Source organism: Streptomyces sp. NPDC006283, from assembly GCF_040613325.1.
Taxonomy (GTDB): domain Bacteria; phylum Actinomycetota; class Actinomycetes; order Streptomycetales; family Streptomycetaceae; genus Streptomyces.
Genome location: NZ_JBEXRZ010000180.1, coordinates 1 through 14,826, shown reverse-complemented (window position 1 = coordinate 14,826; position 14,826 = coordinate 1). Strand labels below are relative to the sequence as shown.

General features: G+C 71.3%; 14 protein-coding genes. 9 read left to right on the top strand and 5 right to left on the bottom strand.

Annotation, left to right across the window (positions count from 1 at the left end):
- The 3 genes from ABZ070_RS28040 to ABZ070_RS28030 all read right to left on the bottom strand — a co-directional run.
- A partial coding sequence (locus tag ABZ070_RS28040; protein ID WP_356638119.1) for a glycosyltransferase occupies window positions 1-855 on the bottom strand: 855 nt, incomplete at its 3' end.
- Window positions 852-2,543, bottom strand: a complete 1,692-nt coding sequence (locus ABZ070_RS28035; protein ID WP_356638118.1) for a carbamoyltransferase C-terminal domain-containing protein — start codon at window positions 2,541-2,543, stop codon at window positions 852-854. The genes ABZ070_RS28040 and ABZ070_RS28035, both read right to left, overlap by 4 nt.
- A gap of 97 nt (window positions 2,544-2,640) precedes the next feature.
- On the bottom strand, window positions 2,641-3,612 hold the full coding sequence (locus tag ABZ070_RS28030; protein ID WP_356638117.1) for a UDP-glucuronic acid decarboxylase family protein: 972 nt from the start codon (window positions 3,610-3,612) through the stop codon (window positions 2,641-2,643).
- 251 nt (window positions 3,613-3,863) lie between these two features.
- Between ABZ070_RS28030 and ABZ070_RS28025 the strand changes: the two genes are divergently transcribed.
- Together ABZ070_RS28025 and ABZ070_RS28020 are read left to right on the top strand one after the other, a co-directional pair.
- Complete coding sequence (locus ABZ070_RS28025) at window positions 3,864-4,685, top strand: SDR family NAD(P)-dependent oxidoreductase (protein ID WP_356638116.1); 822 nt, start codon at window positions 3,864-3,866, stop codon at window positions 4,683-4,685.
- Window positions 4,685-5,869 (top strand): zinc-dependent alcohol dehydrogenase, encoded by a 1,185-nt coding sequence (locus tag ABZ070_RS28020; RefSeq protein ID WP_356638115.1) that lies wholly within the window; start codon window positions 4,685-4,687, stop codon window positions 5,867-5,869. Before ABZ070_RS28025 ends, ABZ070_RS28020 begins: the two co-directional genes overlap by 1 nt.
- Window positions 5,870-5,938: 69 nt before the next feature.
- Here ABZ070_RS28020 and gdhA read toward each other — a convergent pair whose 3' ends face one another.
- Together gdhA and ABZ070_RS28010 are read right to left on the bottom strand one after the other, a co-directional pair.
- The gene (gdhA, locus tag ABZ070_RS28015; RefSeq protein WP_356638114.1) at window positions 5,939-7,294 is read right to left on the bottom strand and encodes an NADP-specific glutamate dehydrogenase; all 1,356 of its coding nucleotides are present in this window, start codon (window positions 7,292-7,294) and stop codon (window positions 5,939-5,941) included.
- A 261-nt stretch (window positions 7,295-7,555) separates the two neighbouring features.
- Window positions 7,556-9,208, bottom strand: coding sequence for an FAD-dependent monooxygenase (locus ABZ070_RS28010; protein ID WP_356638113.1), 1,653 nt, complete (start codon window positions 9,206-9,208; stop codon window positions 7,556-7,558).
- Between the two features lie 266 nt (window positions 9,209-9,474).
- Here ABZ070_RS28010 and ABZ070_RS28005 point away from each other — a divergent pair, with 266 nt between their 5' ends.
- The 7 genes from ABZ070_RS28005 to ABZ070_RS27975 all read left to right on the top strand — a co-directional run.
- Entirely contained in the window at window positions 9,475-10,602 is a 1,128-nt protein-coding gene (locus ABZ070_RS28005) for a SchA/CurD-like domain-containing protein (protein WP_356638112.1), read from the top strand.
- A gap of 76 nt (window positions 10,603-10,678) precedes the next feature.
- Window positions 10,679-11,119 (top strand): cupin domain-containing protein, encoded by a 441-nt coding sequence (locus ABZ070_RS28000; protein ID WP_356638111.1) that lies wholly within the window; start codon window positions 10,679-10,681, stop codon window positions 11,117-11,119.
- On the top strand, window positions 11,116-12,384 hold the full coding sequence (locus ABZ070_RS27995; RefSeq protein WP_356638110.1) for a beta-ketoacyl-[acyl-carrier-protein] synthase family protein: 1,269 nt from the start codon (window positions 11,116-11,118) through the stop codon (window positions 12,382-12,384). Before ABZ070_RS28000 ends, ABZ070_RS27995 begins: the two co-directional genes overlap by 4 nt.
- Window positions 12,381-13,640, top strand: a complete 1,260-nt coding sequence (locus tag ABZ070_RS27990) for a ketosynthase chain-length factor (protein WP_356638109.1) — start codon at window positions 12,381-12,383, stop codon at window positions 13,638-13,640. The genes ABZ070_RS27995 and ABZ070_RS27990 overlap by 4 nt, the downstream gene beginning before the upstream one ends.
- A 16-nt stretch (window positions 13,641-13,656) precedes the next feature.
- The gene (locus ABZ070_RS27985) at window positions 13,657-13,914 is read left to right on the top strand and encodes an acyl carrier protein (protein ID WP_356638108.1); all 258 of its coding nucleotides are present in this window, start codon (window positions 13,657-13,659) and stop codon (window positions 13,912-13,914) included.
- A 1-nt stretch (window position 13,915) separates the two neighbouring features.
- Window positions 13,916-14,410: an SRPBCC family protein gene (locus tag ABZ070_RS27980; RefSeq protein WP_356638107.1), complete on the top strand. Its 495-nt coding sequence runs from the start codon at window positions 13,916-13,918 to the stop codon at window positions 14,408-14,410.
- A gap of 38 nt (window positions 14,411-14,448) precedes the next feature.
- A partial coding sequence (locus ABZ070_RS27975; protein ID WP_356638106.1) for a TcmI family type II polyketide cyclase occupies window positions 14,449-14,826 on the top strand: 378 nt, incomplete at its 3' end.

The window sequence follows — 14,826 nt, the reverse complement described above, 5'->3', positions numbered from 1 at the left end:
GCCGTACCCTGCCCCCCTGCGCGCGGCGCAGGCCGAGCCCGCCTGGGGCCGGCCCGCGGCGGCGACCGACTCTCCCGCGGCCGCCGCGGCGGTCACCGTGAGGTGGCGGGGCAGACGCCCCCGTGGCGCGTCCGCCCGCCGCCACCAGTCGCGGCCGTGGAGCCGGTTCATGAGCACGTCGTCGGCGTTGCCGGCCTGGACGCGCAGCGAGATCCAGCGGCCGGCCGGGCGCACCGGATGGGTGGTGGTGCGAGTGCCCGCCGCCAGTACCCAGCCCGCCGCCTGGGTGCGCAGCGCGAGGTCGGCATCTTCTCTGAAGGCGCGCGGGAAGCGTTCGTCGAAGCCGCCGACGGCGTCCAGGACCTCCCGGCGGTAGGCCATGTCGGCCGTGATCCAGCGGGCTGTGGCGAGACCGGCGGTGTTGCGTTCCCAGTCGGTGGGTGCGCGGTCGGCCGGCAGGGGGACGGCGATACGGGCGGTGACCCCGGCTGTCCGCCCGTCCGCCGCCGCGAGGTCGCGGGCCAGGTCGTCGCACCACGTGGGACCGGGCACGACGTCGTCGTCGAGGAAGACGACCCAGGGGACGGGACCGGCCACGCGCAGGCCGGTGTTGCGGGCCGCGGCCGGCCCCCGGGCACGGCCCGGCACCACGGAGGTGATGGGCCGCAGCGTCGCCGGGATCTCGACCGGGAGCGGGGTGCGGGGGACGCCGCGGCGGTCGTCGACGAGGACGACCCGTACCGGCCCGGGGCCGGTGGCGGCGGCCAGTGCCCGCAGGCAGGTGGTCAGGCTGGGCCGGCCGACGGTCGGTATCACCACGGCGTAGCGCAGGCCCTGGAATCCGTCGGCGGTCATCGCGCGGCCCCCGTCCCCGCGGCGTCCGTGTCGTCCGTTCCCTCGAAGCGGCGGAAGAAGTCGCCGCGCCGGACCGCGTAGGGGCCGATGGCCAGCAGATCCACGGGCGAGGAGCCGAAGCATTCGAGGGCGTCCCGCGGATCGTCGACCATGGGCCTTCCGGCCGTGTTCAGGCTGGTGTTGACGACGACGGGCAGCCCGGTGAGCCGTTCGAACTCACCGAGCATGCGGGCGATCAGGGGCTCCTTCGACCGTTCGACGGTCTGGATGCGGGCGGTCCCGTCGACGTGCACGACGGCGGGGATCCGCTCGCGCCAGGCGGGCGCCACATCGTGGACGAAGAGCATGTACGGGCTCGGCACGGGTCCGTCGAAGATCTCCGGGGCCCGTTCGGCGAGCACCATCGGCGCGACCGGCCGGAACTGCTCGCGGCCCTTGACGTCGTTGAGCCGTTCCAGATTGCCGGCGTGACCGGGGTGGGCGAGCAGCGAGCGGTGGCCCAGTGCCCTCGGCCCGTACTCCGAACGCCCCTGGAACCAGGCGACGATCGCATTGCCGGCCAGCGCCTGTGCCACGGTCGCGGCGATGTCGGCCGGGCGGTCGAACGGCACGGCGGCCGTCTTCAGCCAGGCGCCGAGCTCCGCGTCGGACCAGTCCCGGCCGAGGTCGGCGCCGCTCATCGGCTCCGGGTCGTCCCCCTGGCCCGCCGCCAGCAGCAGGGCGCTGCCGAGCGCGGTGCCGGCGTCGCCCGCGGCGGGCTGGACCCAGACGCGGGAGAACGGACCCTCCCGGGCGATACGGGAGTTGGCGACGCAGTTGAGTGCGACGCCGCCCGCGAGGGTGAGCAGAGTGTCGTGCGTCTGGCCGTGCAGCCAGCGCACGAGGTCGAGCATGGTCTCCTCGAGGACGGCCTGGACGCTCGCGGCCACGTCTGCGTGCTCCTGCGTCCAGGCTTCCTCGGGGCCGCGGGGTGCACAGAGTTCGTGCCAGGGCACGCCGGTGGCACGGAACCCGCCGTCGCCGGTGGGGTACACGTACCGGCGCAGTTCACCCAGCATGCGGGGCGTGCCGTGGGAGGCGAGGGCCATCACCTTGAATTCGTCGCAGGAGCGCAGGAATCCGAGGTGCTCGGTGCACTCCTCGTAGACGAGTCCCAGCGAATGCGGCAGCTCCTGCGCGCGCAGAGCCTCCAGCCGGTCGTGGACCCGGCGCGCGGCCAGGTGCGAGGCGCGCTCACCGCGGCCGTCGAGGACGAGGACGGAGGACCCGTCGGCGTCGGGTGCGGCAAAGGCGCTGGAGGCGGCGTGCGACATGTGGTGCGGCACGAAGCGGACGATGTCGGCGTCGAGTCCCGGCAGCGCGGTCTGCAGGAAGCCGGGTGCCTCCCGTGCGTAGGCGAGCCGCAGATGGTCCCAGGGGTCGTCGAGGCCCATGGTGTCGGTCGGCCTGGCGAGCGAGGGATCGAAGGAGTACGCCACGGCGTCGAGGTCCTGGGGCCGCAGTCCGGCCCGCTTCAGGCACCAGGCTGCGGCCTGCTCGGGGAGTTCCCACGCGGAGAAGGGCAGCGGCCGCTTGCCGTGCTTGCGCCGTGAGAACCGTTCCTCCTCGGCTGCGGCGACGGTGCGCCCGTCGATGACGAGGGCGGCGGCGGGGTCGTGGAAGAGAGCGTTGATTCCGAGAATGCGCATGTCAGTCCCTTTCGGCGGCCGGGAAGCCGGGCGACGCGGGCAGGTGCGGGCCGGGGGGCCGGGCAGCGCGGGGGCGCCGGCCGGGGGTCACGGCCGGTCAGGAGCCGATCAGGTCGCCCTGGTCGCGGAACCAGGCGATGGTGCGCCGCAGACCTTCCTCCGCGGTCACGCCGGGCTCCCACTCGAGCTTGTCGCGGGCGAGCGTGATGTCCGGGCAGCGCACGGCGGGATCGTCCGTCGGCCGTTCGACGAAGCGGATCTCGGAGGTGGATCCGGTGAGTTCGATGACGAGACGCGCCAGTTCGAGCATGGTGATCTCGGTCGGGTTGCCGATGTTCACCGGCCCGCGCAGTCCGTGGGCGGCGGCGGCGAGGATGCCTCGTACGGTGTCGTCGACGTAGCACAGCGACCGGGTCTGGCGGCCGTCGCCGGTGACGGTGAGGGGCTCACCGGCCAGGGCCTGGCGGACGAACGTGGGGACGGCCCGGCCGTCGTAGCCGCGCATCCGCGGGCCGTAGGTGTTGAACACACGCACGATGCCGGTGTCGGTGCCGTGGGCGTCGGCCTGCGCGGTGGTCAGCGCCTCGCCGAAGCGTTTGGCCTCGTCGTAGACGCTGCGCGGTCCGACGGGGTTGACGTTGCCCCAATAGCGCTCGTTCTGCGGGTGCTGCTGGGGATCGCCGTAGACCTCAGAGGTGGAGGCGAGCAGGAAGCGGGCTCCTGAGGCGTGGGCCAGCGCCAGGGCGTTGCGCGTGCCGAGGCTGCCGGTCTCCATCGTGTGCACCGGCAGCCGCAGATAGTCGGCGGGCGACGCGGGGGAGGCGAAGTGCAGCACCAGGTCGGGGGGCCGGTCGACGGTTATCGGCTCACAGACGCTGGCCCGCACGAATGCGAATCCTGGGCGGCCGCGCAGGCCGGACATGTTCTCGGGCCGGCCGGTGCTGAGGTCGTCGACGCAGGTGACGGCCGCGCCGGCGTCGAGCAGTGCCGTGCACAGGTGTGAGCCCACGAAGCCGGCCCCGCCGGTGACGACGGCGTGCTCCCAGGTGCGTGAGAAGGCGGCGTTCATTCGTTCTCCTCCATACGTGCCGTGCGTCGGCCGGTTCACGTCCCCCGCGGGCCGAGGCGATGCCCCTGTGTGGGCGCCTGACGGGGCCCCTTCGGCCGGTCACCGGCCCTCGACCAGCGTCGGCCGCGATCGGGCGCCGGGCCGCGTTCACCTACTGCATTCGGGTGAGCCACTCCGTGTGACGGACCGCGTTTCCCCAGGTGCCGGGCGGTGGTCCGGTGAAAAGCCGGAGCATGGGTACCCGGCGCTGCATGACCGACATCAAACCCCTGGCCGTTGTCACGGGCGCGTCGAGTGGCATCGGCTTCGAACTGGCACAACAGCTCGCCGAGCGGGGTTTCGACCTGATCGTCAACGCCGAGGACGACGCACGGCTCCACGAAGCGGCGGAGCGGATGCGCGCCGCCGGAGCGAGCGTGCAGACGGTCCGGGCGGACCTGCGCGACTACGACGAAACAGAAAGACTGTATGAGGCGGTCAGTGGGACCGGACGTCCCGTCGCGGTCGCCGCGCTGAACGCGGGCATCGGCAGGGGCGGCGCGTTCGTCGACAACGATCTCGCCGACGAGCTCTCGATCGTCGACCTCAACGTCCGGTCGACCGTGCACCTGGCGAAGCGTCTGCTGCGCGACATGGCGGACCTCGACGAGGGCCGGATCCTCATCACGTCGTCCATCGCCTCGACCATGCCGGGCTCCTTCCAGGCGGTGTACAACGCCTCCAAGTCGTTCCTGCAGTCGTTCGCCCAGGCGCTGCGACACGAGTTGAAGGACACGGGTGTCACCGTCACGTCGTTGATGCCCGGCCCGACGGAGACGGACTTCTTCCGCCGGGCGGCCATGGGTGACACCAAGGTCGGACAGCAGAAGAAGGACGATCCGGCCGAGGTGGCGAGACAGGGCCTGGACGCTGTGATGGCCGGCTCGGACAAGGTCGTCGCGGGCTCCGTGAAGACGAAGGTGCAGGAGCTCGCCAACAAGGTGCTCCCCGACAGGCTCAAGGCCGCAGCCCACCGCGGCATGGCAGAACCCGGAACGGGAGACCGGCCCAGGGACGCGGACAAGGAGACGTGATGAAAGCACTGACCTGGCACGGCAAGCGCGACGTGCGCGTGGACACCGTTCCCGACCCGCAGATCCGCGAGGCGACCGATGTCGTCATCAAAGTGACGACGACCGGGCTCTGCGGCTCGGACCTGCATCTGTACGAGCTCTTCGGGCCGTTCATCGACCCGGGCGACATCCTCGGGCACGAACCCATGGGCATCGTGGAGGAGGTGGGCTCCGAGGTCACCCGGGTACGCCCCGGCGACCGTGTCGTCGTTCCCTTCAACGTCTCCTGCGGCACCTGCTTCATGTGCGCGCAGGGCCTGCACTCCCAGTGCGAGACCACCCAGGTCCGCGAACACGGCTCGGGAGCCTCGCTGTTCGGCTACACCAAGTTGTACGGCCAGGTGCCCGGCGGCCAGGCGGAGTACCTCCGGGTGCCGTTCGGGAACACCCTGCCGATCAGCGTCCCCGACGGGCCGCCGGACGACCGGTTCGTCTACCTCTCCGACGTCCTGCCCACCGCATGGCAGGCGGTAGAGTACGCGGCAGTGCCGCCCGGCGGCACCGTGGCGGTGCTCGGCCTCGGGCCGATCGGCGACATGAGCACGCGTATCGCGGCCCATCGCGGTGCGGGACTGGTCATCGGCATCGACCTGGTGACCGAACGGCTCGAGCGGGCCAGGGCACACGGCGTGCGGACCCTGGACCTGGAGGAGTACGGCGACAAGATCGTGGACGCGGTCCGCGACCTCACCGACGGCCGCGGCCCCGACTCCGTGATCGACGCGGTCGGCATGGAGGCGCACGGCGCGCCCGTGGCCAAAGGTGCCCAGCAGATGACCACCCTGCTGCCCGACGGCATCGCGGCCAGGATGATGAAGCGCGTCGGCATCGACAGCCTCTCCGCCCTCCATCTGGCGATCGACCTCGTACGCCGCGGGGGCACCGTCTCGCTCTCCGGCGTGTACGGCGGGATGGCCGATCCCATGCCGATGCTCACCATGTTCGACAAGCAGGTGCAGCTGCGGATGGGGCAGGCCAATGTGTGGCGGTGGGTGGCGGATCTGCTGCCGCTCGTCACGGACGGCGATCCGCTCGGCGTCGAGCAGTTCGCCACCCACCGTGTACCGCTGGAGAAGGCCCCGGAGGCGTACGAGATGTTCCAGAAGAAGCGGGACGGAGCCGTCAAGGTGCTCTTCACGCCCTGAGCGCGGCTGGGTCTACTCGTCGGCGCACACGGAATACACCGTGAACGCCCTGGCGGCGTACCCCGTCCGTCAGACCAGTCCCTGGGCGAGCATCGCGTCCGCGACCCGCTCGAAGCCGGCGATGTTGGCGCCCGTCACATAGTCGCCGGGCGCCCCGTAGCGGTCCGCGGTCTCGTGGCAGATGCGGTGGATGTCCCGCATGATGCCGGCGAGTTCGGCCTCGACCAGGTCCGCGGTCCAGCTGTCGCGGGACGCGTTCTGGCGCATCTCCAGGGCGCTGACGGCGACTCCCCCCGCGTTGGCCGCCTTGCCGGGGCCGAAGGCGACACCGGCCTGCTGGAGGACGCGGACCGCCTCGGGAGTGGTGGGCATGTTCGCGCCCTCGGCAACGGCCTTGACGCCGTTGCGCACGAGGGTGAGGGCGTCCTGTTCGCCGAGCTCGTTCTGGGTCGCGGACGGGAAGGCGAGGTCGGCGGGCACCTCCCAGATCCGGCCGCCGGGCACATAGCGGGCGGAGCCGCCGCGGCGCTCCGCGTACTTTTCGATCCGGGCGCGCTCGACCTCCTTGATCTGCCTGAGCAGTTCGAGGTCGATCCCCTTCTCGTCGACGACATAGCCGGCGGAGTCGGAGCAGGTGACCGGGTGGGCGCCGCTGCGGATGAGCTTCTCGATGGTGTGGACCGCCACGTTGCCGGAGCCGGAGACGACGGCCGTCCGCCCCTCGAGCTCCTCGCCGCGCAGGCTCAGCATCTCGGCCGCGAACAGCACGCTGCCGTAGCCGGTGGCCTCGGTACGGATCGCGGAACCGCCCCAGCCCAGGCCCTTGCCGGTGAGGACACCGGCCTCCCAGCGATTGGTGATGCGGCGGTACTGGCCGAAGAGATAGCCGATCTCGCGGCCGCCGACGCCGATGTCGCCCGCGGGCACATCGGTGTGCTCGCCGATGTGCCGGTGGAGTTCCGTCATGAACGACTGGCAGAAACGCATGACTTCCGCGTCCGACCGTCCGCGCGGGTCGAAGTCGCTGCCTCCCTTGCCGCCGCCGATGGCGAGCCCGGTGAGGGCGTTCTTGAAGATCTGCTCGAAGCCGAGGAACTTCACGACGCCCAGGTTCACCGACGGGTGGAAGCGCAGTCCGCCCTTGTAGGGGCCCAGCGCGCTGTTGAATTCGACCCGGAACCCCCGGTTGACGTGGACCGCGCCGCGATCGTCCTGCCAGGGCACCCGGAAGATGATCTGCCGCTCGGGCTCGCAGAGCCGCTCGACGATACCCGCCTGCGCGTACTCGGGACGCGCGGTGAACACGGGCGCCAGCGTGTCCAGCACCTCGCGTGCCGCCTGGTGGAATTCGGGCTGCGCCGGATTGCGCTGCTCGAGGTCGGCACGGAGCGAAGCAAGTCGGTCCCTCGGGGATGACGGTGTCACAGCATGTCCCTTCCTGCCCTGGCGTGGACTGACGGCCGTTCGGCGGCGCGGCCACGTGGACACCGCCGCCGGGGAGCAGTACGGGCGGACACCCGCTCGCCGTTCAGCTCCGACCGGATCATCCCGTGCGGCGGGTTCGAAGACGCTGTCGAACCATGCGTCCATCCGTGTGGGGCCCAAAGCCCCGGCGGGATGCGGGTGCTGGACGGGGCCCGCCGCCCCGCACCCAACGGCGCGGGGCGGGCCGGCGCCCGTGGAGGGTCAGGCGGTGCGGTGGAGCAGCGATGCCAGGGCGTTGAACAGCGCCGCCTCCGGGTCGGGGTCCGCACCGGGGGAACGCCATGCGACGAACCCGTCCGGACGCACCAGGACCGCGCCCTGGGGACTCGTGCCGTGGGTCTCCGCCCAGTCCGCGTTGGTCTCCGGGACCAGGTCCGCCTCCGGGCCCTCTCCGATCCGGTAGGCGTCGATGGCGATGGACAGCCGGGCGGCGACCAGTTCGGCGGCCGTGTACCAGTCCTTGCCGCCGGCGCCGGTCAGTACGACGAAGGACCGCTCGTAGAGATCCAGGGTGGAGAGCCGGCGTCCCACGCCCGGATGCTGCAGCCACATGTGCGGTGCCCGGCTGCCGGGTGCGGCCGTGAGGTCCATCTTCGCCGGGATGACGGGCATGTCGGGGTCGGTGCCGAGAACGGCGCCTCGCGGGTAGCGGTAGCCCAGGGCGACGGGGAGCAGGCCGCCCTTGGGGCCGCCCGCCATGCCGGGAGCCGGCGCGTACCCGGGGTGGCTGTGCTCCACGGAACGGGCGGAGGCGCGGGCGCTGGTCGCACGGGCGACCGGCAGACGTTCCGCCTCGTAGGAGTCGAGCAGGGCGGGGGCGGCGGAGCCGTCGAGCACGGCCGCGATCTTCCAGGCGAGGTTGTGCGCGTCCTGGATCCCGGTGTTGGAGCCGAACGCTCCGGTCGGTGACATCTCGTGCGCCGAGTCGCCCGCGAGGAAGACCCTGCCGTGCGCGTACCGCTGCGCGACGCGTTCCGCGGCGTGCCACGGCGCCTTGCCGGTGATCTCGACGTCGATGTGGGGCGCTCCGGTCGCCGCGCGGATGATGTCGGCGCAGCGCTCGTCGGTGAAGTCCTCGAGCGTCTCGCCGCTCTCGGGCTGCCAGGGGGCGTGGAAGACCCACTGTTCGGCGTTGTCCACCGGGAGCAGTGCGCCCTCCGCGGCGGGGCCGGTGAGGTAGCAGACGACGAAGCGGCGGTCGCCGACGACGTCGGCGAGGCCGGTGGAGCGGAAGGTGATGCTCACGTTGTGGAACAGGTCGCCGGGGCCGGTCTGTCCGATGCCGAGCCGTTCGCGGACAGGGCTGCGAGGACCGTCGGCCGCGATGAGGTAGTCCGCGCGGACGGTGCTGTCATGGCCGGTCCGGCGGTCGCGGACGACGGCGGTGACGCCGTCCGCGTCCTGCTCGAAGGAGAGCAGTTCGGTGGAGAACCGCAGGTCTCCGCCGTTGTTGCGGGCGGCCTTGAGCAGCACCGGCTCGAGGTCGTTCTGGCTGCACACGCACCATGCCGAGGGGCTGATGCGCCCGGTCGGCGGGCCCTTCTCGTCGATCTGCCGCACCAGCCATTCGCCTGCGTCGGGGTCGGCGAGCTCGGGAGTCTGCAGGATGCCGTGGTTGTCGGCGAGCAGCGACGCCGCCTCGCGGATCAGCTCCTCGACGCCGGCCGAGCGGAACACCTCCATCGTGCGCAGGTTGTTGCCGCGGCCCCGCGGATGCCTCGAGGTGTCCGCGTGCTTCTCGACCAGCATGTGCCGGACGCCGAGACGGCCAAGGAAAAGTGATGCGGACAGGCCCACCAGGGAACCGCCCACGATGAGGACCGGTACGCGGTGTTGTTCTGCGTTCTCTTCCATCAGTGCTCCAGCTCCAACCGCCGGTAGGGAATTGGCGTCTCCATGCCCGCCTTTCCTGCCCGCGCGGGAGGGCATCGGCTCGCCCCTTCACCCACCTGGTGCACACATCTCGCGCCACCCGTGTTACCGACCCAGGATCGAAGCCGGACCACCACATCGCGTCAAAGGGTGGATTGCCGTCCGTATGCGCCGGGTCTCTCGCTCGGATCCTCCGAGGGCCGGCGTTGTCTCACAGGCGGCCTCACTGACAAGGAGATGCGTGGAACATGACAATGCTGTCCGAACGTGTGTCTCAGTCCGCATTCGACGGCTCCCGGCTCCGGGTCGTACTGCTGCTTGATCTCCAGGACGGCGCCCAGCAGCGCTTTCTCACGGCGTACGAGCACATGCGCAACCAGGTCGCGGCCGTCCCGGGTCATCTCAGCGACCAGCTCTGCCAGTCGATCGAGAACCCGTCGCAATGGCTCATCACCAGCGAATGGGAGAGCGCACCGCCGTTCCTCGCCTGGGTGAACAGCGAGGAGCACGTCGAGACCGTGCGGCCGCTGCACGACTGCGTGCGTGACACGCGGTCGCTGCGCTTCAGCATCCTGCGCGAGACCAGCGGCGTGCATGCCTCCGCCACCGCCACCCGCAAGGCCGTCGGCGGTCTGCAGCCCTTCCCCCGGGTCGGCGACGGCGTGGTGCGCCATGCGCTCACCTTCACCGTCAAGCCCGGCAGCGAGAGGACCGTGGCGGAGATCCTCGCCGGCTACACCTCTCCGCAGGCCCAGGTCGACGACACCACCCGGCTGCGCCGCACCACCCTGTTCATGCACGGCAACCGCGTCGTGCGGACCCTCGAGGTGCAGGGCGACCTGCTCGCGGCGCTGCGCCACGTGGCACGGCAGCCCGAGATCAGGGCGGTCGAGGAGGCCATCAACCCTTACCTGGTCCAGGACCGGGACCTCGACGACCCGCAGTCGGCCCGGCTGTTCTTCACCCGCGCCGCGCTGCCCGCGGTCCACCACCTGGCACCCGCGGGCACCCCGGCCGAAGACGTGGAACGGCACGCGATCCTCTACCCGGCCAAACCGGGATGCGGGATGGCCCTCGCCCGGTTCCTGGCCGGCCAGGACGAGGTGGCCGCCGACCTCCCGGGGTCCCACATCGACAGCAGCACCGTCTTCCAGCGCGACGACATCGTCGTACGCCTCGTCGACGTACGCGGCCCCCTCGACTCCGACCCGCCGGCCGCTGTGGGCGCTCTCGGCCCCCGCAAGCCCGCCGTGCTGACGAAGCTGCTCGACGTCGAGGCGCTCGGCCTCGACAACTCGAGCCCCGACGAGAAGACGATGCTCCGTCTCCTCGAAAACGCGCAGATGCGCCTGATCACCGACCGCCGTGCCCTCTGACCCGCACACCCGGCCGCCGGCTGCCGTGCGACACCCCGACGTTCGCACGCCGCAAGGTTCTGTGGAGGAACCAGTCATGACCACACCTCATCGCATCGTCGACCTGAGCGAGACCCAGCCCAACCGCAGGCGCGGAGGCGATCTTCGCGCCATGCTCACCCCCACCGCCGTGGGTGCCACCAGCGGATTCATGGGCCTGGCCATCGTCGAACCCGGTGACCGCATCGGCGAGCACTACCACCCGTACTCCGAGGAGTTCGTGTACGTCGTCGCCGGCGAGCTCGAAGTCGACCTGGACGGCGAGCCTTTCGCCATCCGGCCGGACCAGGGTCTGCTCATCCCCCCTTACGTGCGGCACCGCTTCCGCAACGTCGGCAGCACCGAGGCCCGCATGGTCTTCCATCTCGGGCCCCTCGCCCCGCGGCCGGAGCTCGGCCACGTCGACACGGAGGAGACCCCCGCGGCGGAAGGCGCCGCAGCACACCGCCCGCCGGAACGAACGGGGTCGGTGTCGTGACCCGGCGTGTGGCGGTGACCGGCGTCGGCATCGTCGCACCCGGAGGTGTGGGCACCCGCGCATTCTGGGACCTGCTGGCGAGCGGACGGACCGCGACCCGCGGTATCACGTTGTTCGACCCGACAGGTTTCCGCTCGCGCATAGCCGCCGAGGTCGACTTCGACCCTGCGGCCCACGGCCTCGGTGCTGCGGACGCCCAACGCGCCGACCGGTACGTGCAGTTCGCCCTCGTGGCCGCGCGTGAGGCCATGGCGGACGCCGGTCTCGACGCGGGTGCGACGGACCCGTGGAGGACCGCGGTGTCCATGGGCACCGCGGTGGGCGGCACGACCCGGCTGGAGCGCGACTATGTGAAGGTCAGCAGTACGGGACGGCGCTGGGACGTCGACCACAGCGAGGCGGCGCCCCATCTCCACCGGGCCTTCTCGCCCAGCGCTCTCGCCTCCGAGGTTGCCGAACTCGTCGGCGTCCAGGGCCCCGTGCAAACCGTTTCCACAGGCTGCACCTCCGGTCTCGACGCGATCGGCTACGGCTTCCACGCGATCGAGGAGGGCAGGGCCGACATCTGCATCGCCGGTGCGTCGGACTCGCCGATATCCCCGATCACGGTGGCCTGCTTCGACGCGATCAAGGCGACCTCCCCCAACAACGACGATCCGGCCCACGCGTCGCGTCCCTTCGACGCCAACCGGGACGGGTTCGTCATGGGTGAGGGCGGTGCCGTGCTCATACTCGAGGAGCTCGAGCACGCGCGTGCCCGTGGCGCGCACGTGTACTGCGAGATAGGCGGGTACGCCACCTTCGGCAACGCCCACCACATGACCGGCCTGACCCGTGAGGGCATGGAGATGGCCCGCGCGATCGACGACGCCATGGACCACGCGCGGATCGATCCGACGGACATCGACTACGTCAACGCGCACGGCTCCGGCACCCAGCAGAACGACCGGCACGAGACGGCCGCAGTGAAGCGGTCGCTCAAGGAGCACGCCTACAAGGTGCCGATGAGCTCCATCAAATCCATGGTGGGCCACTCCCTCGGTGCCATCGGCGCCATCGAGCTCGTCGCCTGCGTACTGGCCCTGGCCGAGCAGGTGGTTCCGCCGACGGCCAACTACGAGACCCCCGACCCCGAGTGCGACCTGGACTACGTGCCGCGCACCGCACGCCCCCTCAGGCTGCGGAGTGTGCTGTCCGTCGGAAGCGGCTTCGGCGGCTTCCAGTCCGCGGTCGTCCTCACCCGACCAGGCGGGAGGACACGATGAGCCCCGGCTCACGGCAGACTCGGCGCCCCGTCGTCACCGGCATCGGTGTCGTCGCCCCCAACGGCGTGGGCGCGGAGACGTTCTGGAAGTCCACCGTCGAGGGCATCAGCGTCCTCGACCGAGTCACCCGCGAGGGCTGCGACCACCTGCCCCTGCGCATCGCCGGTGAGGTGCGCGGCTTCGACCCGGAGACGATGGTCGAGCAGCGCTTCCTCGTCCAGACCGACCGGTTCTCCCATTTCGCGATGGCGGCGGCCGACATGGCGCTGGCCGACGCGCGCATGACCAGTGGCGCGTCCGGCGAGAACCCGTACGCCGTGGGGGTGGTCACCGCGGCCGGCTCCGGCGGCGGCGAATTCGGCCAGCGCGAGCTGCAGCGGCTGTGGGGGAAGGGCTCGACCTACGTCGGCCCCTACCAGTCCATCGCCTGGTTCTACGCGGCGAGCACCGGGCAGATCTCCATCCGCGGCGGGTTCAAGGGCCCCTGTGGCGTCGTCGCCAGCGACGAGGCGGGCGGGCTCGATGCCCTCGCGCACGCCGCCGGGGCCATCAGGCGGGGCACCGACACCGTCGTCGTCGGCGCGGCCGAGGCGCCGTTGGCCCCGTACTCGATCGTGTGCCAGCTGGGCTACCGCGAGCTGAGCACGTGCGACGACCCGGACCGCGCCTACCGGCCGTTCACCGCGAACGCGTGCGGCTTCGTCCCCGGCGAGGGCGGCGGCATGCTCGTCGTCGAGGAGGAGACAGCGGCCCGCCGGCGAGGCGCACAGATCCGCGCGACCATCGCCGGCCACGCGGCGACGTTCACCGGGGCCTCCCGGTGGGAGCAGTCCCGCGAGGGGCTGGCACGGGCCATCAGCGGCGCGTTGGAGGCCGCGGACTGCGCGGCCGAGGAGATCGACGTGGTCTTCGCGGACGCGCTCGGCCTGCCGGAGGCCGACCGGGCCGAGGCTTTGGCCATCGCCGACGCGCTCGGGCCGCACGGCACGCGCGTGCCGGTGACCGCGCCCAAGACCGGGACCGGGCGGGCGTACTGCGGAGCGCCGGTACTCGACACGGCCGCCGCGGTGCTCGCCCTGGAGCACGGCGTGGTCCCGCCCACCCCTCATGTCTTCGACGTCTGCCACGACCTGGCCGTCGTGACGGGCACGGCTCGGCCCGCCGAGCTGCGCACGGCGCTGGTGCTGAGCCGGGGACTGATGGGTTCGAACGCGGCGCTCGTGCTGAGGCGCGGCGCCGACGACACCGCCTCGTGAGAAGGAGAACGTCGCCATGACAGCACAACTCACCGTCGACGAACTGGCCGCCCTGATGAAGAAGGGCGCCGGCATCGCCGTCGACCCGAACGAGATGGGCCAGCGGCCGGACACACCGTTCGAGGTCTACGGCCTCGACTCGCTGGGGCTGCTGGGCATCGTGGGCGAGCTGGAGAACCGGTACGCCCGGCCGCTGCCGCCCGACGCGGACCGCTGCAAGACCCCGCGCGAGTTCCTCGACCTCGTCAACAACTCACTGATGGCAGGAGCCTGACATGCCCGGACACACCGAGAACGAAGTCGTCATCGACGCACCCCTCGACCTCGTGTGGGAGGTGACCAACGACCTCGACCACTGGCCGCAGCTGTTCAGCGAGTACGCGTCCGTGGAGGTGATGGAGCGCGAGGGCAACCGGACGGTGTTCCGGCTGACCATGTACCCCGACGAGAACGGCCGCGTCTGGAGCTGGGTCTCCGAGCGCGTCGCCGACCGTGCGGCGCTCACGGTCACCGCCCGCCGCGTCGAGACGGGCCCCTTCCAGTACATGAACATCCGCTGGGAGTACGAGCAGACGCCCCGCGGTGTGCGCATGCGCTGGACGCAGGACTTCGCGATGAAGCCGGACGCCCCCGTCGACGACGAGTGGATGACCGGCAACATCAACCGCAACTCCCCGATCCAGATGGACCTCATCCGCAACAAGATCGAGCAGCGTGCCCGGCTCGGCGGCGCGTCGAAGGACTCCGCCGCCCCGGTGAACGCGGTCTGACACACGCCTGCCCACGGCATCCGAAGGGACACCACCCGATGCACCAAGCCCTGATCGTCGCCCGGATGGCACCGGGCTCCGCCCCCGACATCGCCGAGGTGTTCGCGGCCTCCGACAGAGGTGAGCTGCCGCACCTCGTCGGGGTCCGACGGCGCAGCCTGTTCCAGTTCGGCGACGTCTACCTCCATCTGATCGAGTCGGACCAGCCTCCTGGTCCCGCGATCGCCAAGGTGACGGAGCACCCGGAGTTCCGGGACGTCAGCGAACGGCTCTCCGCCTTCGTCTCCGCTTACGATCCGCAGACCTGGCGCAGCCCGAAGGACGCCATGGCGCAGCAGTTCTACACCTGGCAGCGCGACGACCGGGGATGGCTGTCGTGTTCACGTACTTCTCGGGAACCGGCCACATCGCGGGCG

What these genes read in the sequence shown, in the direction of transcription:
- ABZ070_RS28020 (WP_356638115.1), top strand. Translation starts at nt 4,685, where the DNA reads ATGAAAGCACTGACCTGGCACGGCAAGCGCGACGTGCGCGTGGACACC.
- ABZ070_RS28035 (WP_356638118.1), bottom strand. Translation starts at nt 2,543, where the DNA reads ATGCGCATTCTCGGAATCAACGCTCTCTTCCACGACCCCGCCGCCGCC.
- ABZ070_RS27990 (WP_356638109.1), top strand. Translation starts at nt 12,381, where the DNA reads ATGAGCCCCGGCTCACGGCAGACTCGGCGCCCCGTCGTCACCGGCATC.
- ABZ070_RS28005 (WP_356638112.1), top strand. Translation starts at nt 9,475, where the DNA reads ATGACAATGCTGTCCGAACGTGTGTCTCAGTCCGCATTCGACGGCTCC.
- ABZ070_RS27980 (WP_356638107.1), top strand. Translation starts at nt 13,916, where the DNA reads ATGCCCGGACACACCGAGAACGAAGTCGTCATCGACGCACCCCTCGAC.
- ABZ070_RS27985 (WP_356638108.1), top strand. Translation starts at nt 13,657, where the DNA reads ATGACAGCACAACTCACCGTCGACGAACTGGCCGCCCTGATGAAGAAG.
- ABZ070_RS28025 (WP_356638116.1), top strand. Translation starts at nt 3,864, where the DNA reads ATGACCGACATCAAACCCCTGGCCGTTGTCACGGGCGCGTCGAGTGGC.
- ABZ070_RS28010 (WP_356638113.1), bottom strand. Translation starts at nt 9,208, where the DNA reads ATGGAAGAGAACGCAGAACAACACCGCGTACCGGTCCTCATCGTGGGC.
- ABZ070_RS28000 (WP_356638111.1), top strand. Translation starts at nt 10,679, where the DNA reads ATGACCACACCTCATCGCATCGTCGACCTGAGCGAGACCCAGCCCAAC.
- ABZ070_RS28030 (WP_356638117.1), bottom strand. Translation starts at nt 3,612, where the DNA reads ATGAACGCCGCCTTCTCACGCACCTGGGAGCACGCCGTCGTCACCGGC.